At 50.6% G+C, this 24604-nt stretch carries 22 protein-coding genes; 5 read left to right on the top strand and 17 right to left on the bottom strand.

Annotated features, from left to right (window positions below):
* Positions 1 to 82: 82 nt before the first annotated feature.
* The 3 genes from ACN08X_RS06865 to ACN08X_RS06855 are packed head-to-tail and all read right to left on the bottom strand — an operon-like array spanning position 83 to position 5749.
* The gene (locus ACN08X_RS06865) at positions 83 to 1435 is read right to left on the bottom strand and encodes a hypothetical protein (RefSeq protein ID WP_419108300.1); all 1353 of its coding nucleotides are present in this window, start codon (positions 1433 to 1435) and stop codon (positions 83 to 85) included.
* The gene (locus tag ACN08X_RS06860) at positions 1416 to 4589 is read right to left on the bottom strand and encodes an AAA family ATPase (protein WP_419108299.1); all 3174 of its coding nucleotides are present in this window, start codon (positions 4587 to 4589) and stop codon (positions 1416 to 1418) included. Before ACN08X_RS06860 ends, ACN08X_RS06865 begins: the two co-directional genes overlap by 20 nt.
* Before the next feature lie 2 nt (positions 4590 to 4591).
* Complete coding sequence (locus tag ACN08X_RS06855; protein WP_419108298.1) at positions 4592 to 5749, bottom strand: metallophosphoesterase family protein; 1158 nt, start codon at positions 5747 to 5749, stop codon at positions 4592 to 4594.
* A gap of 92 nt (positions 5750 to 5841) precedes the next feature.
* Between ACN08X_RS06855 and ACN08X_RS06850 the strand changes: the two genes are divergently transcribed.
* Positions 5842 to 6984: an ADP-ribosylglycohydrolase family protein gene (locus ACN08X_RS06850; protein ID WP_419105975.1), complete on the top strand. Its 1143-nt coding sequence runs from the start codon at positions 5842 to 5844 to the stop codon at positions 6982 to 6984.
* A 118-nt stretch (positions 6985 to 7102) separates the two neighbouring features.
* Here the strand turns inward: ACN08X_RS06850 and ACN08X_RS06845 are convergent, their stop codons facing one another.
* The 7 genes from ACN08X_RS06845 to clpS form a co-directional block, all read right to left on the bottom strand.
* On the bottom strand, positions 7103 to 7984 hold the full coding sequence (locus ACN08X_RS06845) for a phosphotransferase (protein WP_419108297.1): 882 nt from the start codon (positions 7982 to 7984) through the stop codon (positions 7103 to 7105).
* A 32-nt stretch (positions 7985 to 8016) separates the two neighbouring features.
* Positions 8017 to 8670, bottom strand: a complete 654-nt coding sequence (gene rdgB, locus ACN08X_RS06840; protein ID WP_419105977.1) for an RdgB/HAM1 family non-canonical purine NTP pyrophosphatase — start codon at positions 8668 to 8670, stop codon at positions 8017 to 8019.
* Positions 8671 to 8672: 2 nt separating this feature from the next.
* Positions 8673 to 9401: a ribonuclease PH gene (rph, locus tag ACN08X_RS06835; RefSeq protein WP_419101453.1), complete on the bottom strand. Its 729-nt coding sequence runs from the start codon at positions 9399 to 9401 to the stop codon at positions 8673 to 8675.
* 40 nt (positions 9402 to 9441) lie between these two features.
* Positions 9442 to 10290, bottom strand: a complete 849-nt coding sequence (locus ACN08X_RS06830; RefSeq protein ID WP_419108296.1) for an MBL fold metallo-hydrolase — start codon at positions 10288 to 10290, stop codon at positions 9442 to 9444.
* Between the two features lie 12 nt (positions 10291 to 10302).
* Entirely contained in the window at positions 10303 to 11262 is a 960-nt protein-coding gene (murI, locus tag ACN08X_RS06825) for a glutamate racemase (RefSeq protein ID WP_419108314.1), read from the bottom strand.
* A 98-nt stretch (positions 11263 to 11360) separates the two neighbouring features.
* Positions 11361 to 11924 (bottom strand): DUF2017 domain-containing protein, encoded by a 564-nt coding sequence (locus ACN08X_RS06820; RefSeq protein ID WP_419108295.1) that lies wholly within the window; start codon positions 11922 to 11924, stop codon positions 11361 to 11363.
* 1 nt (position 11925) lies between these two features.
* Entirely contained in the window at positions 11926 to 12219 is a 294-nt protein-coding gene (gene clpS / locus ACN08X_RS06815; RefSeq protein ID WP_419108294.1) for an ATP-dependent Clp protease adapter ClpS, read from the bottom strand.
* A gap of 267 nt (positions 12220 to 12486) precedes the next feature.
* On the opposite strand from clpS, the gene ACN08X_RS06810 reads away from it, so the two are divergent.
* Both ACN08X_RS06810 and ACN08X_RS06805 read left to right on the top strand, forming a co-directional pair.
* Positions 12487 to 13752, top strand: a complete 1266-nt coding sequence (locus ACN08X_RS06810) for a nicotinate phosphoribosyltransferase (protein WP_419108313.1) — start codon at positions 12487 to 12489, stop codon at positions 13750 to 13752.
* Between the two features lie 112 nt (positions 13753 to 13864).
* On the top strand, positions 13865 to 14488 hold the full coding sequence (locus ACN08X_RS06805; RefSeq protein WP_419108312.1) for an isochorismatase family protein: 624 nt from the start codon (positions 13865 to 13867) through the stop codon (positions 14486 to 14488).
* Positions 14489 to 14630: 142 nt separating this feature from the next.
* Here ACN08X_RS06805 and ACN08X_RS06800 read toward each other — a convergent pair whose 3' ends face one another.
* The 6 genes from ACN08X_RS06800 to ACN08X_RS06775 form a co-directional block, all read right to left on the bottom strand.
* Positions 14631 to 16427 carry a DEAD/DEAH box helicase gene (locus ACN08X_RS06800; protein WP_419108293.1) on the bottom strand — a complete coding sequence of 599 codons (1797 nt, stop codon included), beginning with the start codon at positions 16425 to 16427 and terminating at the stop codon, positions 14631 to 14633.
* Positions 16428 to 16675: 248 nt separating this feature from the next.
* The gene (locus tag ACN08X_RS06795) at positions 16676 to 17842 is read right to left on the bottom strand and encodes a hypothetical protein (protein WP_419108292.1); all 1167 of its coding nucleotides are present in this window, start codon (positions 17840 to 17842) and stop codon (positions 16676 to 16678) included.
* 175 nt (positions 17843 to 18017) lie between these two features.
* Positions 18018 to 18314 carry a DUF3039 domain-containing protein gene (locus ACN08X_RS06790; RefSeq protein ID WP_419101461.1) on the bottom strand — a complete coding sequence of 99 codons (297 nt, stop codon included), beginning with the start codon at positions 18312 to 18314 and terminating at the stop codon, positions 18018 to 18020.
* Between the two features lie 60 nt (positions 18315 to 18374).
* A complete protein-coding gene (locus ACN08X_RS06785) occupies positions 18375 to 19970 on the bottom strand; it encodes a hypothetical protein (protein ID WP_419108291.1) in 1596 nt (531 codons plus the stop codon).
* Positions 19946 to 20815 (bottom strand): ABC transporter ATP-binding protein, encoded by an 870-nt coding sequence (locus tag ACN08X_RS06780; protein WP_419101463.1) that lies wholly within the window; start codon positions 20813 to 20815, stop codon positions 19946 to 19948. The genes ACN08X_RS06785 and ACN08X_RS06780 overlap by 25 nt, the downstream gene beginning before the upstream one ends.
* Before the next feature lie 179 nt (positions 20816 to 20994).
* On the bottom strand, positions 20995 to 21921 hold the full coding sequence (locus tag ACN08X_RS06775) for a tetratricopeptide repeat protein (RefSeq protein WP_419108290.1): 927 nt from the start codon (positions 21919 to 21921) through the stop codon (positions 20995 to 20997).
* A gap of 160 nt (positions 21922 to 22081) precedes the next feature.
* Between ACN08X_RS06775 and ACN08X_RS06770 the strand changes: the two genes are divergently transcribed.
* On the top strand, positions 22082 to 23350 hold the full coding sequence (locus ACN08X_RS06770; RefSeq protein ID WP_419108289.1) for an AI-2E family transporter: 1269 nt from the start codon (positions 22082 to 22084) through the stop codon (positions 23348 to 23350).
* A 93-nt stretch (positions 23351 to 23443) separates the two neighbouring features.
* Here ACN08X_RS06770 and ACN08X_RS06765 read toward each other — a convergent pair whose 3' ends face one another.
* Positions 23444 to 23776, bottom strand: coding sequence for an ATP/GTP-binding protein (locus ACN08X_RS06765; RefSeq protein ID WP_419101466.1), 333 nt, complete (start codon positions 23774 to 23776; stop codon positions 23444 to 23446).
* Positions 23777 to 23868: 92 nt separating this feature from the next.
* On the opposite strand from ACN08X_RS06765, the gene nucS reads away from it, so the two are divergent.
* Positions 23869 to 24588 carry an endonuclease NucS gene (nucS, locus tag ACN08X_RS06760; protein WP_419106936.1) on the top strand — a complete coding sequence of 240 codons (720 nt, stop codon included), beginning with the start codon at positions 23869 to 23871 and terminating at the stop codon, positions 24586 to 24588.
* Positions 24589 to 24604: the final 16 nt, after the last annotated feature.

Below are 24604 nucleotides of genomic sequence, written 5' to 3'. Positions count from 1 at the left end.
TCTTAGTACAAGAAACATGGGTGTGCCCCTGCCGAACAGAAAAGCTCAGCAGGGGCACACCCATATTTTAGGGGGAAGAGCCTTATGAGGTTGTCGACGACGGAGGGTCAAAATCTTCTAAGAGTGGAAGACGTTCTTCGTAGGTTGCTCTCCATTTGGCACCATATACGTGAGATAAGAGCGCAAAAAGAACAGCAGCAAATAGCGGAATAAGCATCGCTGATTGTTGCCCTAAACTCTCACCCACGGTTGCCGCCCACACATACCCTAAAGCAAGCCCACCAATATAGGTGGTTTGTATTGCAGATAAGGCTAAGCCCACGTTGGCACGCGCCGCAATAGCAGTCATAATCGACTCCATGCACATCAGTGATGCGCCAAGTAGTCCACCGTAGATGGCAAGAACAACAGTAATCCAGAATTGAGATTGTGGGATAGACAGAATCAAACCCACCAATAACAGTAGATGAGCGTCTAAGAGCCAGCCCTGCCATGTGCCTAAACGTAACCGTAGAACCGTCAAAATAACGCAGGTACAAGCGCCAGCAGTTCCCATCATGCCAATATAAAACCCCACAAATTCGAGGGTGTCAGAATGTAGACCACGAATCACCAATGCGGTCTGTGTCGAGCCGATTGCTGTACCAATGCAGGCGATACCAAGCATCGGCAAAGCCCCCAAAGGAGGTGGATTACGTACAGTAATAGGTGTCGTCTCAACAGACGAGTGCGAAAATTTGAGCGTTACGATGGCTTTAGGAAACCATAGAATAAAGAAGATGGCGAAGACGTCGATGAAGATAACAGCATACAGTGACGATAATGCTCCCGAAAAAATAGCAATAGCGCCCACACTTGCTGCAGCCAGAGGCAACGCAATAACATCAAGCATAGATTCTAAAGCGATAGCAGAGTTTAGAAGCCTACGATCTTGAGTAGCCGTATAACGTTCACTCCAATAACTGCGCATCGCAGCGCTCAAGGGGATGGTAGTTGCCCCTGCTAATGCAGAAGCTATCAAGAAGATAGGTATTGATCCGCTGGCACGGTTAGGAGCAAATTGCACCGTTTGCACCATCAAGAACGCTACGGCCGGAATATTCAATGTTGCCGTAATACACACCACCGAGCGGTAACCAAAACGTTGAGCCACACGCCGGTGAGTTCTTTGCATCACCGCTGAGCTCATGGTGATAAGCCCCGCCGCATACGCGCCAAGAGTAATCTCGCTCGTACGTGTTCCCATACTAATGAGCACTGCGAGCGCCACCATGTAGGTGGGAAGTCGTCCAAAAAGTGAGAAGATGATAAATTTTTTGCCGACAATTGAGGTGAGGTAGATGAGGCGGTTTTGCAGGTAGCGTATGGAGTGTCGTATACGCAGTGTTCTGGTGTAGCTCGGTGTTTCGGTCTGTTTAGGATATTTGGGTGACAATATCTGACCCCTCTGGTGAGCTGACCAAGGTGATGTGTTCTGGTATTCGGGTTTTAAGTTCGTTCACGTGTGAGATGAGTCCGATGACGCGTCCTTGTTCGCGTAGTCCGTCGAGTGTTTCCATGACGTTGTTGAGAGTGTCTTCGTCTAAGGTACCAAATCCTTCGTCGACGAAGAGGGTGTCTATTTCTATTCCTCCGTGTCGGTGTTGTACGACGTCGGCTAGTCCGAGTGCGAGGGAGAGTGATGCCATGAAGGTTTCTCCTCCTGAGAGTGTTTCGGGTGAGCGTTGTCTGTCGTGCCAGTGGTCGTATACGGCTAATCCTAGACCAGATTTGCTCTGTGTTTTGTGGTCGCTGTGTTGGAGTTGGTATCTTCCGTGTGTCATGGCTTGGAGGTGTTCGCTGGCTGCTTGTGTGATGTCTTCAAGTTGTGCAGCAAGGATGTAGGTGGTCAGCTGCATTTTGAGGGTGTTGTCGGTAGATGTTGCGTACGCAATTTTAGCGAGTTCTTGTTTCATCTGTGCTTGAGATGTGAGCTCTTCGCATGTTGCACGGTGTTCTCGGTATTGTGCGAGGAGTTGTGTGGTGGTGTTTTGGGCTTGTTCAAAGGTGAGGGTGTGTCCGAGGAGGACGTCTTTATAGCTGCTCAGGTTTTTGGTTTTGTGTTGTTGGTGTTCGAGGTCTTTGGTGCTTGGTGGTTGGTGTCCTTGTGCTAGTTCGTTGGCGACGGCAACCATGTGTTCGTGGGTGAGGGCTTGTGTAATGTAGTGGGTGTTTGCATCGTGGTTTGCGATGTCTTCTTCCCATTGTTGTAGTTGTGTGGTGGGTATGGTGGCGTCTTGTATTGTGTGGATGCTGGTGAAGGATGATTCTTCTAGTTTTTGGTGCCATTCATCCTGATTTTTTTGGTGTTGTTCGCTGATGTTTTGTGCTTGTGCATGGGCTATTTTGAGTTCATCGAGAATACTGTTGAGTTTGTTGAGGTTTTGTATTCTTTCATTCAAGGTGTAGTCGGTGTGGTGTTGTTTGAGGGTTTTTTCTTGGGTGGTGATGTGTTGGTGTTGTTCGTTGAGAGTTTTTTGGTGTTCTTCGTAGCTGGTGTGGTGTTGGATGGCTTGTTCTTTAAGTTCTTGAAGCTGGTGTTCTAGGGAGTTGAGTTGTTCTTTGAGGGTCTTGCGTTGGTGTTGGCGTTGTTCTGCTTGGTCTTGTTGTTCGCGGTGTGTGGTGAGGTTTTCGTGGGCTTGGTGGATGGGTAGTGCGCCGTTGCGGGTGAGTTCTTCGAGGTGTTGGGTGATACGTTGAACGTTTTGGTGGCTGTTTTTGGTGTTTTCGGTGGAGTGGTTTAGTTGTTGTTGTGCTTGGTCAATGTCTCGTTGTTCGACGAGTTCTTCGGTGGCGTTGTGGTGTGCTGGTGCGGGGTGTTCGCAGGATCCACAGACGGGGCAGGGTTCGTTGGGTGTGAGGTTGATTGCGAGGCTATAGGCGGCTTGGTTGTAGCGTAGTTGTTGTAGTTTTTCGAGCTGTTGTGCGTCTTTTCGTCGTTGTGTTTCGTAGGTTTTGTAGTGTTCTTGTTCTTTGTTGAGGTGTTCTTGTTCTTTTTCGTGTTCTTGGGATAGCGCAAGGATGTTTTGTGCTTGGGCGTATGCCTGTTGGGCGTGTACGAGTTCTTCTTCGGTGTCTGCTAGTTGTTGGTATTGTTCGTTGAGTTCTTCGTAGCGTTGTTGTGTTTTTTCGTGTTGTTGTTGGGTTTGTTCAACGGCTGCACTCAGTGTTTTTTGGCGGGTGAGTAGCTGTTGGTAGTGTTTTTTGGCGTGGTTGAGTTGTTCTTCTTCTCGTGCGAGTTCGTGCAGTGTTTGGAGTAGGTGTGGGAGTTGTTCACCATATTTTTTGAGGTTGGTGTTGTGTTTTAGTGGGCGTTCGCAGAGTTCTGTGATGAGGGGCAGTTCAATGCTTTGAGGGTTGTGGTGGATGTGTTGGTGGTGTTCGGTGCAGAGTTGTTGTATATGTTGGGCGAGTTTTTGTTGATGTTGGGTGTTGTGCTCTTGTTGCTGTTGGGTGTCGATGAAGCGACGGTAGAGAGGTAGGAGTTGTTGTGCTTCTTGTGCACGGCGCACTTTTTGGCGTTGTTCGTTGATGTGACTGGTTTGTGCGCTAAGTTGCTGTTGTTGTTCTTGTAGCTGGGTGTAATGGTGGTGGTGTTCTATACGGCGTTGGAGCTGGGTTTTGTGTTCGTGGTTGCGTTCTAGTTCTTCTGCAATGTTTTGGTGTAGTTGGCGTACTAGTGGCGGTATGCGTTGGATGATGGTGTGGTGTTGTTCCATGTGTTCTTGACGTTGGTCAAGAGTGTATGTGTCGTCATCTTTTGGGGTGGTTGGGGTGTGTTGTTGGGTGAGTTGTTTGAGCTGTTGTAGGTAAGTGTGGTGTTGTTCTTCGGGGAGTTCGTCTATGAGGTTTTGTGCAGCGTGGTTGAGTTCTTCTTCGAGGTGTTCGATACGACAGCGTTGGTAGGTGTTGAAGAATTGTTCCTCAAGGTGGCGGAGTTGTTCCGTTATCTGTGTGGTGTGTTCGTTAGCTTGCTGTGCTTGTTCTTTGAGGAGTTCTTGTACTTTTTCGAAGGTATCAATGGGGAATAGCTTTTTGAGGAGGGTTTCTCTTTCTGCTGATTTTGCGTTGAGAAACTTCGCAAATTCGCCCTGTGGTAGGAGCATAATTTGGGTGAATTGTTTTTCGTCGAGTCCGATGAGCCCGGTGATATAGGTGGCGGCATCGCTGATTCGTTCGGCGAGGGTGTCCCATTGTTGTGTGGTGGTGTTGAATTGTTGGACGTGAACTCGGTGATGATTTTTTGATTTTTTCTGTGGGTTTTGCCATTCGGGGCTACGCCAGATTTTTAGTCGAGTGTTGCTGATAGTGCATTCTAGTTCAACGGAGGGAATGGCTTCTGGCGTGGCGAAGTGGCTTTTGAGGTCTGCTCTTGCACTAGAAGTTTTTCCGTAGAGCGCGAAGCAGATAGCGTCAAAGATAGTGGTTTTTCCTGATCCGGTGGGCCCTGTGAGGAGGAAGAGTCCGCTCTCGTTAAGTTTTTCGTAGTCGATGCTGACGGTGTGCGCAAACGGGCCAAAGGCGGTCATTTCTAGTCGATGCAGTCTCATCGTTAGCCTTCTTTCGCTTCGAGTTCGCGTTGTGCTTGTTGGACGATGCCGTTGACGTATGTTTTTTCTGTTTCGGTCAGTGGATTTTGTCGGACGTGTTCGAAGAATTCGGTGCAGGTCGCAACGACGTCGTGACTTTTTTTGATACGTTCGCGGTATGTTTTTGGTTCTGTTTCGCTGCGTTGTTCTGGTTCAAAATGGAGCTCAGCGATACTCTGATATTTTTGGCGTAGTTGTTCAAGAGCACCAGTGGGGCGGGGTGTATCAGTGATGTAGATTCTGCAATAGTGCTCATAGTAGGCGCTGTATTCGGGGTTGTTGAGTAGTTCGTGTAGTGTGCCTCGAAGGGTTTTCAGGTTAACTGTTGTGCGCCAGTGATGTTCTTGGATGTTTAGTGCCCCGTCGTCAGTAATGTCGAGAATCCACGCCCCTTTACGATGTTTTTCCTCTGAGTAGGAGTACGCCAATAATGATCCGCTATAACGGATGGTGTCGGTAATTTTTTGGGGGCGGTGCAGGTGCCCTAACGCGGTATAGCTGAACCCTTCAAAGGTTTGAGCGCCTACAGTGCCTAACCCGCCCACATGGATGTTGCGTTCTGATTCTGAGGGTTCTGCGCTGGTCACAAAACAGTGCGCCATCATGATAGAGGCCGTGATGTTTTGTTGTTTTTGTAGATTTTTTTGGGCTTGTTTACTAGCATATTCGAGAACGTGCGCGTGGGTTGGTTCCACCTCAAAGCGTGCGCTCGCGCTTCGTGGTTCGAGGTATGGGATAGCGTAGATAGCTACTTTTTGGTTGTCACGTTCGATGATGACCGGCTGGTCAATGTTGTCGATACTGGTGCGCATGTAAACTTCGGAGCGTTCAAGAATTTTTGTTCCAAACCCTAAACGGATAGAGGAGTCGTGGTTACCGCTAGAAATGACGATAGCGCACCCTAAAGCGTTAATAGTTTCGAGGGTTTGCGACAGCATTTTGACGGTATTCACACGTGGCTGAGCCTGATCGTAGACATCTCCACTGATAAGAAGCACGTCGATAGATTCGGTGCGGATAGTATCTATCAGTTCTTTCAGAAGTTCTTGGGTGTGTTCTTCTAGGGAGAACCCGTGGAATGAACGTCCAAGATGCCAGTCAGAAGTGTGCAGAATACGCATATCCCCTAGTTTACCTATTGGCGCTTAACACTGCAGAAGTTTTTCTTCAAAGTAGTTCACTGTTGAGTTATCTAGAGTTTAGAATGGCAGTTATGATTTCTGCAGAAGGTATTATTGCCCCTAGCCCCGAGTCGCCTACGTATCGAGATTCTCTTCGAGGTGTCTTATGGGGTACCGCTCTAGGAGATTACGCTGGTAGGCAGGTTCTCTCCCCCGAGTCTTCTTCAGAAGAGGACATTTTAGAAGATGCGGTGGTCCGTCATGAGATTTTACGTTCACTCTTCTCGCATCACATCACCTGTTTTACTATCTCTCAAGATACTCAGTTGACTCTTGTCACATTAGATGCTCTTACAGAAGTTCTTGAATGGAATAATGAGGGTTCTTCAGCGGATGAACTAGCGTGCCTGTGGTTAGCGTATTTGCGGTGGTATCGTGGTACCGGACATGTTCTCGAGTCTGAGGCGCCGGTATCTTTACCACGTGAGATTGATAGCCACCCAGCCTTACAAAAAGCTCATGCTATTGACCCTGCTATTTCTCGTTCTTTGAATACCGGTCAGATGCAAACTGTAGACAAGCATGTTTGCCCCGATGAGCAAACCACCGGTGCGTTAGCACCTTCTGCTGTTTTTGGTTTTCTTCCAATTGAGCAAGAAAGTACTGTCATCTCGTTGAGTGCACGAGCTGCAGCTCTTACCCACGGGCACCCCGAAACAATAGTTTCTTCTATTGCGTATGCATTGTTAATTCGTTATGCCATTGCGTATCGTGACGTGGTGGAGCAACCCATTCGGCAGGCGGTTCTTTCGGTCTTGGAATGGATTGATTCTCTTCCGCAGCGCGGTATTCCCTCTGACGGTGAGAAGATTCGTTGTGTGTTACGCCAGGCAAAAGCATTATCTGAGCAGGAAGTTCCAACACATCTTTTAGACGAGGCGTTTCGTCATGAGCAGGTTTCTTCTGCGGTGCTCGGTCGTGGCGTGTTGTCTGCTTTGGTTGCTGAGAATCGTGAAGAAGTTTCTGCTCTTGACGCGATTGCTCATGCGGTGCGTGTGCCGTTGGTGTCTGATTCTTCTGCAACGATTACGGGCGCTCTTTTGGGTGCTGGTTATGGTTCGAGTATTTTTTCGCCAGAATTTACGTCGCGTCTTGAAGTGCTTGATGTGATAGATGAGGCGCTCAATCGTTGGTGTGCCCAGTTGGGTGGTTCTGCTGTTCAGCAGAAGAGCTAGATTACGGTTCTCATATTTTTGAGTTGATAGTGGCTTGTTTGTGGGTTTGTCTCATCGACAAGCCACTATTTTCATAGTGAACGGCTCTATGTACGTAGGTTCTGATGTTTTGTGAGGTTTAGTTCTGTTGTATGAGGCTTTGACGGTGCGTTTGTAACCAGTGGTCGGCTCTTTCGACGGCTAAACGGATAATACCGCCGCCTTTACCGTTATGAATGGCGTACGCTACCGCTTCTAACGCCACCAGACGAGAGATAATTTGTGCCCGATGAATCTCATCTTCTCCTAAGAATGAGCTGAGGCAGTCCCACCCGTACCAGTTCCCTAAGGACGCGTAATCGTAGGCGGGGTCGGCAAGAGTTGCGTGGTCCCAGTCGATGACGCCAGTAAGTTTATCCCCGTTCCAGAGGATGTTATGCCCTGCAAGGTCATTATGGATGAGTACGGGTTCAACCTCGGGAAGGTCATGTACTTGTTGAATAATTTTCTGCGCTGTTGAACGGTTCGTTTTGAGAAGACGCGGAAGCACATCGTGTTCGAGGGCACTCAGCCCGTCTTCTCCGCCCCAATGCTGGTGTGCAGAATCAAGGTATGGTTCCATCCCCTCATAATCAACACGGTGTATTTCGCGGACGAGCTGCGCCAAATATTTTGCTGGTGCTGGGCCGGGGTTTCGTGGTTCGCCTTTAATCCACCGTAGCCCTACTGCCGTAAAACCTTGGCGGGTGATGGTTCGAGTGATGGGGCGAGGAACTTCAAAAGAAAAATGGTGCGGTAAACGGCGAAGCACTTCTGTACGACGCGCCACATGGCGGGCAACTTGGTCACTTTTTGCAACACGAATACTCAGTTCTCCACCCATATTAATCACAATATGGGCGGAACCGCTGGTGCGAATATCCCACCGATCTTGTGAGATATTCAGACCGGCTTGAGCCATCACAGCTTGAACCACTGGCAGGTATTGTGCCTGCTCTAGATACCCGTGATGTGGTGTCATCGTTTACTCCTACGCCGCTAACATCTGAAGAACTATTGTTCGTCTGAACCGTGTTCGTCAGATAACAGTGCAATCAGGTGAGGAATCAGCGCTTCAAATGCGCGAGCGCGGTGACTCATCGTGTTTTTGACCTCGCGTGGTATTTCTGCGCAGCTTTGCCCCACGTATGGTGCTTCGAGGTCTTCGGGTACGAGAATGGGGTCGTATCCGAAGCCTCCTTCTCCGCGTGGTTCGCGTAAGAGCGTTCCGCGCATGTACCCGTGTTCGACGTGTTCTTCGCCGGTGGGTGTGACGACGCTTGCGGCACAGCAGAATTGTGCTCCACGATGTTCGTCGTCAATATCGGATAGTTGAGCAAGTAGTAGGTTGAGGTTTGCGGTGTCGTCGCCGTGGTGTCCGCACCAGCGTGCCGAGAAGATACCGGGGGCACCGCCGAGCACGTCAACGCTTAGTCCGGAGTCGTCGGCGATGGCGATAAGCCCTGTTGCCGCTGCAACGGCGCGCGCTTTTTTGAGGGAGTTTTCTGCGAAGGTTACGCCGTCTTCGACGACGTCAACAGCACCTATGGTTGAGGCGTCGACGACGTCTTCGTCGACGTTGAGTCCGCTAATTTTGTCGCGCAGAATCTCTCGTAGTTCGCGTAGTTTTCCGGTGTTGTGTGAGGCGAGGACGATGCGGGCTGGCATGTTTATTCTCCTAGTGTTTCACGCTGAATACGGGTGAGTTCTGCTGTTCCTTCTAATGCTAGGTCAAGGAGTGCGTTAAGTTCGTCTCTGTCGAAGGGCGCGCCTTCTGCTGTTCCTTGTACTTCGATGAATTTTCCGTCGCCGGTGACAACAATATTCATGTCGGTTTCGGCGCGGACGTCTTCTTCGTAGGGTAGGTCAAGCATGGGTGTTCCGTCGATGATGCCGACGGATGTTGCGCAGACGCTTCCGGTGATGGGTTGTGCGTTGCGGTTGATAATGCGTTCTTTTTTAGCCCATTCGATAGCTTGTACGAGGGCGATGTATGCGCCGGTGATGGCGGCGGTGCGGGTTCCGCCGTCTGCTTGGAGTACGTCGCAGTCGAGGACGATGGTATTTTCGCCGAGTGCTTGGGTGTCGATGACGGCGCGTAGGGAGCGTCCGATCAGTCGTGAGATTTCGTGGGTGCGTCCACCAATTTTGCCTTTGACAGATTCGCGGGTAGAACGGCTGTTGGTGGCGCGTGGCAGCATTGCGTATTCTGCGGTGACCCATCCTTTGCCTTGTCCTTTGAGCCAGCGTGGTACGCCTTCGGTGAAGGATGCTGTGCAGAGGACGCGGGTGTTTCCGCATTCGATGAGGGCTGAGCCTTCTGCGTTTTGTGACCATCCGCGGGTGATGGTGATGGGGCGTAGTTCGTTGTGTGCGCGTCCGTCTTTGCGTGTTGTCATGAGTTATTCTCTTTTCTTGTAGGTGGTTGGTGTGCGGTTTTTAGAGTCGTTTTCCGATGACTTTGAGGGTGGTGGTGTGTGCTGGTATGTGTTGTGGTCTGGGGTGTACGACGTAGGTTGCGCTGGCTTCTGCGATTCCGATTCCGCCGTCGTATACGGTTTCTGCTTCGGCGCGTATGGTTTCGGGGTTGTTCCATACGGGTAGGTGTGTGAGGAGGAGGTTGCGTGCGCCGGCTTCTTTGGCGGCTTCTGCTGCGCGTTTTCCGGTGAGGTGGATGCCGCGTAGGTGGTCGTCTCGTCCTTCTTGGTAGGCGGCTTCGCAGAGGAAGAGGTCTGCTTGGTGTGCGGCTTTGACGAGTCCGGGGCAGGAGTCTGTGTCTCCAGAGTATGCGATGATGGTGTGCCCTTGGTCTGAGTCGCATTCGATACGTAGCGCGTAGGGTGCTACGACGGGGTGGATAACATCATAGGGTGTGACGGTGAATGGGCCGATGTTGACGGGTTGTTCTGCTTGCCATTCGTGGAAGGTAAATTCGGTGTCCATGCTGGTTTCCATGGTCAGTCCGTGCGTGTTGAGGAGGTATTCGTGGATGCCTTCGGGTGCGTAGAGTGGGATGGGTGGTTTGTTCCATCCGCGGGGGTCCCATTTGACGGCGACGTGCACGCCGGAGAGGTCGATGCAGTGGTCTGGGTGGAGATGGGAGATGAGGATTGCGTCGATGTCTTCGAGTTTGACGTGACGTTGGAGGACGCCTAATGCCCCGTTGCCCATGTCTACGAGTATTCGCCAGGTTTTGCCGTTGAGGTCTGTTGCTGAGATCATGTAGCAGGATGCTGGTGATGTGGCGCTAGGGAATGAGCCGGAGCAGCCGATGACGGTCAAACGCATAGATGATGAACCTTATTTGTTGTGCTCGTTCATGGCAGGTGAGACGCTGATACGCGGGGTTTCTGGTGTCATCACTGCTAGTGAGCCGGTGGGGTATTGGTGTGCGATGGATTCTGTGTGTTGGACGCTGGTGACTTCTGGGCCGAGAAAGCGTCGGGCAAGTTTTTCGAAGGATTCTGTTTCTCCGGTGGCAAGGAATTCGTGGGAGGTGCTCAGCCCTGCTTCTCGTTCCATGCCGTGTTGTACGAGTGCACGGTAGACGTCTTTTGCTGATTCTTCTGAGGATGAGACGAGGGTGACGTCTTCCCCCATGATGTATGAGATGACGCCGGTCAGTAGCGGGTAGTGTGTGCACCCTAGCACGAGGGTGTCGACGCCTGCTTCTTTGAGGGGTGCGAGGTATTTTTGTGCGGTGGCGAGGAGTTCTTCGCCGGAGGTGATACCGTTTTCGACGAATTCGACGAATCGTGGGCAGGGTACGGAGTAGATGTCGCAGGTGCTCACGGCGAAGGTGTCTTCGTAGGCTCGTGAGTTGACGGTTGCTTCTGTGGCGATAACGCCTATTTTTCCGTTGCGTGTTGCTGAGACTGCTCGGCGTGCTGCTGGTTGGATGACTTCTACGACGGGTATCCCGTATTTTTTGGTGTAGCGTTCGCGTGCGTCGCGTAGTACGGCTGCTGATGCGGTGTTGCAGGCGATGACGAGCATTTTGACGCCGGAGTCTACGAGTTCGTCCATGATGCGTAGGGCGTTGGCGCGTACTTGTGCGATGGTCAGTGGCCCGTATGGGCCGTTTGCGGTGTCTCCGACGTAGATGATGTTTTCGTGTGGAAGCTGGTCCATTACTGCGCGTGCGACGGTGAGTCCGCCGACTCCGGAGTCGAAGACTCCGAGGGGTGCGTTGGGGGTGGGGGTTGCTGGTATGTGCGTTCCCCAACTTGTTTGTATGGTGGTGTGTTTTTGGTCGGTCATGGTGTTTTCGAGAATACTGTGTGTGGGTGTTGTTGTGGTGTTCCTGAGTGTTATGTTGTGGGAAAGAGGATAAATCTCACGCTGTGGTGTGAGGTGGGTTAGTTGTCGTCGGGTAGTTGGCTGAGCATTGCTTCCATGAGGGTGTCTTGGAGCCATGTGATGAAGTTGTAGACGAAGGACATGTATTCTTCGACGGTTTCGACGGTGTTGTTGTTGGTGTATTCGCCGATTTTCTCGGCTTGTTCTTCACTGTGGATGTTGAGTCTTTCGCCGAGGGTGAGGCGTACGTCGTTGAGTGCGGAGGCCCATGCTTGTGCGTGTTCGTCGTTGAGGGTGATGTTGCGGTGTTGTACTTGCATGTGTGCAAGTTTGAGGTTGCCTATTTTGTGTTGGCGTAGTGAGAGTTCGGTGTAGCGTCGGTATTCGTCGGCTACTTCTGGGTCGTCGGATGCGACGGGGAGCATGCGTGCGACGGCTGGGTCTTCGGGGATGTCGGTGTTTTCGGTGATGCCGATGAGTGCGGCGAGGGGGTCTTTTTCTGGTTGTTCGTCGGGGGTGAGTGCGGTGGCTACGTCGTTGAAGAGTTTGCCGAGTAGTTCTGCTTCGGTGGCGGAGAATTGTGCGGTGTATCCGCGTGGTGTGGCTTTGAATCCTTGTGCCATGTTAGTTTTCTGCCCTTTCGAAGGTTGCCCAGAGTCCCCAGCTGTGTAGTGCTTGGGTGTGTTTTTCGGCGGTTTCTTTGGTGCCGGTGTAGACGATGGCTTTTCCGTCGTTGTGTACTTGTAGCATGAGGGTTTTGGCTTTGTTGGTGCTGTAGCCGAAGTGTGCTCTAAAGACGTAGGTGACGTAGCTCATGAGGTTGACGGGGTCGTTCCAGACGATGACGTTCCAGGGGGTGTCTGGTTGTTGGTGGGTGCTGGCCTCTTGGTGTGGGGCTTCTTGTGGGGCAATTGACATGGTTGCTCCTTACGTCCTGGGGTGGGTGAGCTCTCGTGTGGATGGGTGGTCGGTAGCTACTGGTCTATCCTATCGGTTGAGCTGTCTTTGGCCAGTGTGGTGTGGAGTGTGGTGTTGTTTTGTGTCCAGCAATCTACTTACATGCAATTTTACCTTATGTATTTAGCATAAAGTTCGTGCTGGAGGTTATATAACGTTCTTTCAGGCAGTAAAGTTAGTGTCGTGTCTACTTCAACAGCTTTATTAACTGACCATTATGAATTGACGATGCTTCAGGCAGCGCTTAAGTCTGGTACGGCGCACCGTCACAGTGTTTTTGAGGTCTTTACTCGCCGTCTTCCTGCAGGCAGACGCTACGGTGTTCTTGCCGGTACAGGACGTTTCTTAGAGGGCCTTGCAGATTTTCGTTTTACCACCGCAGAGCTAGATTATTTAGCGGATGCGCAGGTGGTCAATGATGAGACGCTCTCGTATTTAGAGAATTTTCGTTTTAGCGGAAACATCTATGGTTATGCTGAGGGTGAGGTGTTTTTCCCTCATTCTCCAGTGTTGCAGGTGGAGGGCACTTTTGCTGAGGCCTGCATTTTAGAGACGTATCTGCTGTCTATTTTGAATTATGATTCTGCGGTGGCTTCGGCGGCGTCTCGTATGTCTGTTACCGCAAACGACCGCCCGTGCCTTGAGATGGGTAGCCGACGCGCCCACGAACAGGCGGCGGTGGCGGCTGCTCGTGCCGCCGTCATTGCCGGTTTTGAGGGGACATCTAACCTTGAGGCAGGCAGACGCTACGGTTTGCACACGATTGGTACGAGCGCTCATTCTTTCACTCTTTTGCACGATAGCGAAGAGGAAGCGTTCCGCGCACAGTTAGCTTCTCTTGGTAATAAGACCACTCTTTTGGTGGATACCTATGATGTGGAGAAAGCTGTTCGTTTAGCGGTTGATCTTGCTGGTCAGGAGCTTGGCGGTGTTCGTCTCGATTCTGGCGATTTGGTGGTTCAGGCGCGTTGGGTGCGCGAACTTCTTGACTCTTTAGGAAATACAAACACGAAAATTACGGTCACCAGTGATTTAGATGAGTACGCTATTGCGTCCTTAGCTGCTGCCCCTGTTGATTCGTATGGTGTGGGCACTAAGCTGGTGACCGGTTCTGGTGCTCCTACCTCATCAATGGTGTATAAGGTTGTTGCCCGCGAAAATAGTGATGGTGTGATGGAGCCTGTTGCTAAGGCTTCTCGGGGTAAGGGTTCTCATGGTGGGCGTAAGTCTGCTGTACGCCAGTTGAATTCTCGTGGTGTTGCTACGGCGGAGCTGATTGGTGTTGGGCCGACCCCGTTGCAGGTTGAGAGTTCTCGTGAACTACTTGTCGAGTTCGTCAAGGACGGGCAGCTTCTGCCTGGTTTTGTGGGTGCTGAGGGTGTGCGTCGTGCGGCGGAGCGTCATCAGCGTTCTATTCAGGAACTTCCGTATGCGGCGCATCGTCTTTCTGCTGGTGATCCGGTGATTCCTACCGAGTTTATTGACCAGAAATAGGGTTTTTGCTCTTTTTTGATATGGTGTTGCCTCACCTCCGTAGCCGCTTGGTTGTGTGGTGAGGCAACATGTACACACAGCATAGATGTCTAGAAAGAAACGGGTTTATACCATGTCTAAAGCGTTGATTATTGTCGATGTTCAGAACGATTTTTGTCAGGGTGGTTCTTTAGCTACTGAGTCTGGTGCGGAGGTTGCTTCTCTCATTAGTGAGTATGTGGAGAACAACCATCATAAGTACAGCACGATTGTGGCGACCTTGGATTGGCATATCTCCCCTGGTGAGCATTTTAGTGATACTCCTGATTATCAGGTGTCGTGGCCGGTGCATTGTGTTGCCGATAGTGAGGGCGCGCAGACTCACCCTAACCTTGATACCGATTATATTGACGGGTATTTCCGTAAGGGTGCGTTTGAGGCTGCTTATTCTGGCTTTGAGGGGCTTCTTGCACCGGAGGATACTGTGATGACCGGTGAGCGTGATGCTCAGGCTCAGCAGGTGGACGATTCTCCGAAGGTCTCTCTTGATGATTGGCTTCAAGAGCATGAGATTACTGAGGTTGATGTGGTGGGTATTGCCACCGATTTTTGTGTGAAGGCTACGGCGCTTGACGCTATTGATGCCGGCTATGACACTCGTGTTCTGTTGGGTTTGACAGCACCTGTGAGTGAGCAGGGTTTGTCTGATGCTGTTGAGCAGTTAGAGGACGCGGGCGTTACCGTAGTAGAAGACTAGCACTCCCCCGCTTTTTCTGCCGTTAGAGGCTTTTACGGTGAGAGTACTACACACCCCACATAGGGTGGTGTGTAGTACGCTCACCGTATTTTCTTTAATGTTTTATGGTCGCTCTACACTTATACCAGCCTAGTGGGTGTTGTTATTTTCTTCCAATAAACCAGTCAGCCAGCTTATCGATGCGTGCCCTAATTTGGTCGGCAGTTGCTTGTGCAACCGCTGGTCCACCACAGGCGCGACGCAACTCGTTATGAATCACCCCGTGCGCTTTTCCAGAACGAATAGCGTAGGCAGAAACATTCTTCGCTAACTGATTTCTGAGGTTCTTGAGCTGCCGGTGATCAACCACGGTGGGTGTGCTGCCTTGTGGTTTACGTGCAGCGTGTTCTTTTTGGCGCGCTTGAAGTAGCGTGCTGACCTGTTCGGCGTCTAGTAGCCCGGGGATGCCGAGGAAGTCTTGTTCTTCTTCGGAGCCGAGTGCTACACCGCCGGTGCTGTATTCTGCGCCGTCGTAGAGCACCCCATGAAAAGACGCTTCAGAGCCGAGTGCCTCAAATTTTCCGCGGGTGAGTTGTTCGCTGGCGCGGTCTTCACGGTTGGCTTCGTCGACGAGGTGGTCATCGAGTCCTTCGTTGAGCGGGTCGGCGGGTGTGTTTACGGTTTTTCTGTCGAGTGCGTGGTCTCGTTCGGTTTCCATCTCGTTGGCGAGAATCATCAATTGCGGTACTGATGGGAGGAACACCGAGGCGGTTTCTCCTCGTTTGCGTGCACGCACAAAACGTCCGACGGCTTGTGCGAAGAAGAGCGGGGTGCTGGTTGATGTTGCGTAAACACCGACGGCAAGGCGGGGTACGTCGACGCCTTCGGATACCATGCGCACTGCGACCATCCAGCGTTGGTTTCCGGCGGAGAATTGGTCAATTTTTTCGGATGCGGTTTTGTCGTCGGAGAGTACGACGGTGGGTTTTTCACCGGTGATGGCGTGGAGTTTTTCGGCGTAGGCGCGTGCATCTTGGTGGTCTGTGGCGATGACGAGTCCGCCGGCGTCGGGTACGGTTCGGCGTACTTCGGTGAGGCGTTTGTCGGCGGCGGTGAGCACGGTGGGTATCCATTGCCCTTGCGGGTCGAGTGCGGTGCGCCATGCTTGTGCGGTGACGTCTTTGGTGAAGCCTTCACCGAGTTGTGCCGCCATTTCTTCGCCAGCGGAGGTGCGCCATTGCATTTTGCCGGAGTATGCCATGAAGATGACGGGGCGCACGACGTGGTCTTTGAGGGCTGGGCCGTACCCGTAGGAGTAGTCGGAGGCGGAGCGTCGTATGCCGTCTTGATCTTCTTCGTAGCGGACAAATGGGATGGGTGAATCGTCGGAGCGGAAGGGTGTGCCGGTGAGGGCGAGTCGGCGTGTGGCGGGTTCGAATGCTTCGCGTAGCCCGTCTCCCCATGAGAGGGCGTCGCCGGCGTGGTGAATTTCGTCCATGATGACGAGGGTGCGCCCGTTTTCGGTGCGGGCGCGGTGTAGTAGGGGTTTGTGTGCTACTTGTGAGTAGGTCAGTGCTACACCTTGGTATTCTGCCCCGTGTGAGCCGTCGGAGTTTTTGTAGTTGGGGTCGATGGCGATGTGTACTTTTGCGGCGGCGTCTGCCCATTGTTTTTTGAGGTGGTCTGTGGGGGCGACGACGGTGAGCCGGTTGATGACTCCGCGGTTGAAGAGTTCTTTGGCGACGGTGAGTGCGAAGGTGGTTTTACCTGCGCCGGGGGTTGCTACTGCCATGAAGTCGCGCGGGTTTTCGCTGAAGTATTTGTTCATGGCTTCTGCCTGCCATGCGCGTAGTTTGGTGGCGGTGCCCCATGCTGCACGGTTGGGGTATGCGGGTGAGAGTTCGGTGTTGGGTGTGTTATGTGCGTCGAATAGTGATTCTTGTTCGTTGTTTTCGCTCATGGTGTTCTCTCCCCCTGTGTTTGTGGTGGCGCCCGTGTGCTTTGTGTGCGTGGGTGCTCTGTTGAGTTTAGTGCGCTTGGCTTGTTTTCTCTACTTGCGCACGAGTTCACGTACATCACAAGGGAAGGCAGGTGGGGTGTTTTTGTGGTGTACGTGAACTCTTCATAGGCGGTGAGATTCTGTGCGTTTACAGGGGTAAGCTGGAGTTTAGTTGGTGTGTTGTGTTGTGCTCCGGTTCAGCTATTTCTTTATTTTTCGGATGATTTTCTGAAATTCTTTTCGGTAGTTTCTGGCTCCACCTCAGCGGCTTGGTTCTCAGCTTGGTTCTCGAGGTGATGATTCGTTTCCCATGGGCGGATTGGTTTTTCTTCTCGTGGAGGTTCTGCAGCAATAATTATCTGCTGGTATTGTTCAAATAAAACACTATTACTTTTTCCAAAATATGAATTAATTTTATTAATAAAAATAATAAAATAAATAACACAAACCAGAATAAGCAAAAATTCTGCATTTTTGTTATAATTCGAAAATAGTGAACCCAAGGCAAACGATGATGCTGTCATAAGTAAAAAATCGACACCCATAGCATAACGCCCACCAAGTTTAACAAAAAACAACACAATAAACCAAAATAGCATATATAAAATCGTCAAAGACAAAAGAATTATGCAATAAACAATAATATTAGATTCAGGGATAAAACACCACACTAAAGGTAAGACTACAAGTGATACTAAAATAAAAATTTGGACACTATTTATGAAAAGAAACACCAAAAAAAATTTACAAAGAATCCATAATTTTCCTAGAAAAGATGGATTTGGAGAGATCTTATTAGAAAAGCTCGGCAAAAAACTCTTAAGGGACTCAACAGAAAGGCTCACGAAAAGAAGACAACAGAACAGCACTGCCACTGGCAATGGACCGAACCCAAACATAAAAAATAGAGGTACCGCTAACCCAACTGGGAAAAAAAATTGAGTAAAAATATATACGAACTCCAAGAAGTCCGGAATTTTTTTCCCCTCATTTTCCGACTCGGAAAATATGGACTCCGAAAAAAATGGGAATTTTAAAAACATCAGAAGGAAACGACCTAGACTTTTCCAGAACTTTACTTCAAAATACTTCTCATAAGAATAATACGCGACACGGGAATGAACTTTCCCTTCAAGAAATTCCCATACTTCATATTGGCTAACACTATGTTCGTCTGCTTTATTCTTGATGTACTCCCGCATAGCAGTAAGACCTAAGAACTCAGCATTAGCAATCTGGCCTTCTTTTATGTATTCATTCTCTTTAGCTTTATCTATTTTTTCTTTATTGCGCCCAGAAATAATATCAAAATCGGTTTTCGCATTAAACTCTTCTCTGAGTTTTTCTTTCCAGTCTTTATGTGCAGAATCTGCCATAAGAACTCCTTACCAGAAATATATTTAAACCTGCAGAGAACGCACCGCCTCCACCTAACCAGCCTTATTATAAGCTGAACTAAAATTTTCAGCACCTACACTTCGTCACAAAAGCGCACACAAAAAATGACCCTACCCAGCCACATAGCTAGATAGGGTCACCTCACAGCTTCAGCTAATTCTCGCCGTCGCCATCATCCTTACCCGGACGCAAACCATCATAAATTTCCTGACACTGCGGGCACACCGGAAACTTCTCAGGGTCACGCCCCGGAGTCCACACCTTACCGCACAACGCACGCACAGGATTACCCGTCAGAGCAGACTCCATAATCTTCTCTTTACGCACATAATGGCTAAAACGCTCATGGTCACCCGGCTCAACAGTCTCCGTCAGCTCACGCTCCAACAACGCAGTGCCACCACGCGTATCCGGCGCAAAAGGATCTTCAACTCCAGGAATAGAAGACATCTCTCCTCCTCACAAACAGCAATACATCAATAACCACATACTACACAAAAGAAAAGTATGTTACCGCTTCAACTGAGCAAAACACTCAGGAGCATGACGCTCATACCGGCGAGCACTCACACGCATCACACACCACACGCACAGCACACCATACACCAGCGACACTGCGCCCGTGCACCATGCCCACACGTCCTGCCCCGTCAACAAGTAGATACCGTACAGCACAAAGGTTGGTATCAGCGCCGCAAAAGTCAATAACGAGACACCTAAACGTGCCAGAACCAAACCAGCACCGCCCGTATTCTGCGGTGTTTTGAACGGGCCAGAACCAGGTGGCGGAGTCGGCGGCGGCAACGTCACATCAAATAATGAGCTAATAGCAGCAGCCGTACAAAAAGCACCAACCGAACCACCAGCAAGAGCGAAGAACTCCACAAAACTAGCGCCACGATACCATAAGAAAAACGTTAAACAGAAGAGCAGAATCGGTAAGAAGAGAATGCCCAAACCATAGAAACGGCCCCAGCGGTCATCTTTTCCGCTCAGTGGAGAAATAAGATGCGTGGCCAACGCAGAATCATCATACGCCACCAAATAATAGAACGTAGAGCCTATCATCAACGCAATAAACAATGGCCCAATATCAGAAAAAGCGCCGCTATCCCTGCCTGCAGAAGCTGAGAACGCTTCACCGAAAGTCATCAGCACATAGAATGCAGGCGGAATCACCAAAAATGCGCTCATGCGAGAATCGGTGAAGAAAGAATGTATGGTGCGAGCGGCAACAACCCAACGTGCATGAGCTGGAAAATGCGCAAAAATACCGATATTCCCTGCTTCTTTAGTGCGTGTACCGGTTTGCGCTGTTGAAGCACCCAAATATTCCATCTCATGGGTGAGCAACTTATTCCTTAGCGTCCAACCAGCCACAACATACACAGCAGTCAGAGCACAACGACCGGCAGCTATCCCCCATGCGCCGTCAAAAACATCACCAGGAACAGCCCATATAACACCCAGCGGGCTCCACGCCAAAATGTTAAAAATGGTTGGAAGATAATCCCAGATAGACGCCACAGCACCAGCAATCAGCATGAGAAACGGGACTAAACAAATCATCAGAATAACCGTGACTACCGACATCACGTTACGCAGCATACGATTCTGGTAAATACGCTGTCCCACCATATTAATGAGGCGAGAAATCATCATCATTAACAGTAGCCCCACCGGAGCACACAAAATATAGCTGACCAACACTAACGGCTGATGAATGAAAGCACCAGCAGTCACAAGTGTGGTAAGAGCCGTTAAAAAGCCGGGAACACCTATGAGGTTGCCCCAAAGTTGCGCCCATTGAATATCTCGTGCCGACAACGGGTACGGGGCAAGCTTATCGAGGTCAAGGGCATTATCAACCCATGCAAAGAATAAGGGCACCACCAGCCAGATAAGACTAGCCACCACACCAAAGCACAGCGCCCATATCTGCTGTTGGGGTGATTCTGTGCCGGCTGTCAGTGACGCAAAAGCCCACACGGCAAGAAGACCAACCCCATAGAGCAAGGCAATAACGGTGCCAACGATAGCCCACGTATTACGTTTAAAAGAGGCAACAAAATCTGCCCATTTTAGTTTGAGGAGGACTTTAACCATGAGATTCCCTCCGAAACAACACGTCCGCCAACCAGTTCAATGAACCGTTCTTCTAAAGTCTTGCCGGCACACACATCATCTAACGTGCCAGAAGCAACAATACGTCCCTCGTTCATCACTGCCACGTGGTCGCATAGGCGCCCCACCAAATCCATCACATGTGACGAGAGCACAATCGTTCCACCCGATTGGATATACCCGCGCAAAATATCCTGAATATTCGACGCCGAAACAGGGTCTACCGCCTCAAACGGCTCATCAAGAATCAGAAGTGAAGGGGCGTGAATCAGCGCGCACCCTAACCCAATTTTCTTTGTCATACCAGCAGAATAATCGCATACGCGACGCCCACCAGCATCACCCATTTCAAGGACGTTCAACAGGTCGGCGCTACGTTCTTTAACCGTCTGACGGTCTAACCCATGTAACATGCCCGCATAATATAAAAGTTGTTCGCCGGTGAGCTTATCAAAAAGACGCACACCATCAGGAAGAACACCCACCTGCTTTTTAGCGGCAATAGGGTCTTCCCAAATGTTTATTGCGCCAATATGCGCTGTTCCAGCGGTAGGACGCAACAACCCTGTTGCCATGTTCAGAGTGGTCGTTTTACCAGCACCGTTACGTCCCACCAGCCCAAAGAAGGAGCCACGAGGAACGTCCAGATTAATACCGTCTACAGCCACCTTGTCTCGGTATTCTTTGACCAAATAGCGTAGGCTCAACGCCATGGACTGTGACGGAGCAGAATGCTCTGGTGTTGGAATCTGCTCGCTCACTTGGGTAAGGTCGCGTTCTTCGGTGTCTGGTTGAGAAGGTGTATTCCACGGAATCTGATCTGTCATGAAGCGTTCCTCTCGTTGCGAGCGCATACTATTTCGGCACATCATCTAACAGTTAAATAATAAATGCTGTGGTTCACAGTCTATGTGTTCTTGTCAACCACAGCAAATATTCATCACTCATACTACGCCCCCAACCACCATACCGGTGCAAGGGGTTAGGCGGTGTGTGGCGCTCTCTTTTAGAAGAGGGCGGTCATTAAAGCAGTGCGCGCTTTAACCACGCGAGGATCAGCAGAACCAACCACATCAAAAAGCTCTACCAGACGTTCACGCACCGTATTCTGAGCAGAGGCATCCACCTGTTTAAACACGTTAATAAGACGATTAAACGCATCCTCAACATGCCCACCCGAAATATCAAGGTCAGCAACAGCCAACGCCGCATCAACATTCAACGGCTCTTGCGCCGCCTGAGCACGCACCTGCACCGTATCATAAGCAGACACCCGCGATAGCAGATTCACCTGAGACAACCCCAGCTTAGCGTCCTTATCCCCTGGGTTCTCGGCTAAAGCACGCTGATACGCTTGCTGAGCAGAAGCATAATCACCACGGTCAATAGCGTCTAATGCCTCTTGATGTAACGGAGGTAAAGGCTTCTCCGCAACCTCACCCGCCGAAGGAGCGAAACCACCCGGTAACTGGTGCTCTGCAGCAATCTGGAGAACCTGCTGCAACACATCTGTCGCCTGCGCAGTATCAATCGGAGTATTAAACAAAGGTGCCGGACGCCCCGCAAGAACTGCTACACCTGCCGGAACACTCTGCACCTGAAACGCCTGAGCAATCTCAGGGTGAGCACCCACATCCACCGACGCCAACAACAAATTACCGCCAGCAGAATTTACAACCTCCTCAACGGCACGCAACGTCTGCTCCGAAGCGGCAGACTGTGCAGACCACAGCACAAAAATAACAGCACCTTGCGAAGACATCTGAACATACTTCTGAAAATCCTCGCCACTGGTAACCTCATACCGGTAACTCACCGCAGTATCACCAGCAGGTGCAGAAGACTCAGCAGAAGCCGGCTGTTGAGCCAACTGAGATAAGTCAGGTGCACGACGAACCGACGACGGAATAAAAGGTTCATGAGAAGAAGCCACAGCTTACCTCCTACAAATAAAAGAATGTTGCGTTATCTAAAATCTACCGTTTTTTCTCGTCATAAAGCAGTGTTTCTAGCCGTCGGCTGAATCCTACTCTCAGGAATAAGGTATAAAGTTGTCTCAGATACACCGTACATCAAGACGAAAATAAAAAATTATGCCCAAAGAATCTGCAGTCGAGAAAACTTTCAAACATCTCAAAGAAAAACTCAACCAATGCAAAAATAAACGCGTAGGCTTACCCAGCCCACAACCTCGCCCACGCTTTGAACCACCAGAAGAACCCGAAACGTTAACAGAAGAAACCAGCATCGACACCATCGAAAACACGGCAGAAGAAACCGACTCTTCACCCAACACCTTCGAAGCGCCCGCTATCGCTATCGCTAATCCAGTCCGTGTCGGCTTCCTCCTAACCGTCGGTGTCGGTGCAGCACTACTAGCACTCTACTTCCTCACCAATATCGGCCCACTCGCCGGCTGGATTGTTGGGGCGCTCTTTATCGCCCTCGGACTCGACCCCGCCGTACGCAAGCTAGAAAGTCTCGGCCTTCCACGTGCAGCCGCCGTACCCGCCGTCGTCGTCACCTTCGCCCTCATCGTTGTCGGACTCATCTCATGGGTCGTCCCAAAAATTGCGCGACAAACCATCCAATTCGTCAATTCTTTCCCCAACGACTTCGCAGACTTCCTCAACTCACCACTTTTCACCTCCATCGACGAAAAATTTGGTATACGTAACTGGGTCACACACGAAGTATCAAAAACATTCCAAGGACTCACCTCAGACTCCAACGTTGTCAGTTCCTTCTTCAACACCCTCGTCAACGCTGGCTCAACCGTTGCCAACATTCTTACCGGAACAATTATTGTACTCTTCTTGAGCCTCTACTTCCTCTCATCACTACCCCTGATGAAAGCATGGTTTGTTCGACTCACCCCCGCCTCAAAACGTGAAACCGTCAGCAAACTCACCGACAAAATCACCGAATCCGTTGGTAACTATGTTCTCGGGCAAGCAGCCGTAGCCTTACTCAACGGCACTTTTGCACTAACCGTCATGCTCATCGTAGGGGTTCCTTTCCCCGAGCTCTTCTCACTCATCGTCGTCATCCTTGCCTTTATCCCCCTTATTGGTGGAGTCTCCGCAGGAATTATCGTCTCCGTATTCTCGCTCACCGCTGGATGGCAAGTCTCTCTAGCATTCGCTATCTGCTACTTCATCTACCTACAAGTTGAAGCGTACTTCATCTCACCGCGCATCATGTCTAAAGCTGTTGCAGTCCCCGGCGGTATCGCCATCATTGCAGTGGCTGCAGGCGGAAGCCTCTGGAGCGTACTCGGTGCACTCATCGGCATCCCTGTTGCGGCGTCTTGTCTCATCCTCGTTCAAGAAATACTCGTACCGAGACAAGACAAAAACTAAAACCGTATAACACCAATACAACGGGGTGTGGGGTATGAAGAATCGTTCTTCATACCCCACACCCCGTTCTATTGCAGGATTACACCTAAAATATCAACGGCGACGAGTCTGCCAACACCGCTGATGCCAATGCCGACGCTCAGCAATAGCCTGAGCCTTACCAAAAAGATGATTTTCTTGCCACACCACCAAATGTGCAACACCGGGGCTAATAGTTCGCCCACATTCAGGACAAATATAATTCTTGCGAGCATTCACCGCTGGCATATACTGCACATACCAGTGACCATCTGAAGCAACCTCAACCGTCGGAGACGGATCAAGAATCCTCGAAATATCACGGCCAGAAGAAACAGCTGCACGCTGCCACTTACTAGGGGCACGGCCAGAATTGCCATTACGGCGACGAGAAGAATTGCGGGACATAAATACTACTATCGTACATATCCGGCTCACACTCAAATACACGCCCACAGAATCGACACCCAGCGCCTGCACAAACTGTTAGAGTTATGTGCGTGCGACTTGTTATAGCAGAATGTTCCGTAGATTATGAGGGCAGATTACGTGCCCACCTCCCCCGTGCCACACGCCTACTCATGCTCAAAAATGACGGCTCGGTACTCATCCACTCCGACGGAGGCTCCTATAAGCCCCTGAACTGGATGAACCCACCGGTCAATATGCACGTCCTAGAGGGAGAAAAACTCACCCAAAGCAGCCAATTCACCGAACTGGCAGACCCCGAAATACAACAATTATGGACGGTACAAGCAGCCAAAAGCGACGACCGTCTTCTCATCAGAATCTACGAGGTCATCGGAGAACTCTCCCACGACCTCGGCATCGACCCCGGACTCGTCAAAGACGGCGTAGAATCCGATCTACAACGCCTCCTTGCCGAACAAATCGAAACCCTCGGTGCCGGATACACTCTCGTCCGCAGAGAATACCCCACCGCTATCGGCCCTGTTGACATCATGGCACGAGACGCCAACGGCGCATCCATTGCGGTAGAGCTCAAACGTGTAGGCGACATCGACGGTGTTGAACAGCTCACCCGATACCTCGAACTACTCAATCGTGACCCGCTACTTGCCCCCGTCAAGGGCGTATTCGCAGCTCAACGCATCAAACCGCAAGCGAGAACCCTCGCAGAAGACCGCGGTATCCGCTGTATCAGCCTCGACTACGACGCCATGCGCGGAGTAGACCAATCAGAAAACCGACTCTTCTAAACCCCAAAATATAACA

This window comes from Rothia sp. P6271, from assembly GCF_048512995.1.
Classification (GTDB): Bacteria; Actinomycetota; Actinomycetes; order Actinomycetales; family Micrococcaceae; genus Rothia.
Note: the sequence above shows the minus strand (reverse complement) of the source record. Positions and strands in the feature narration are given on the sequence as shown.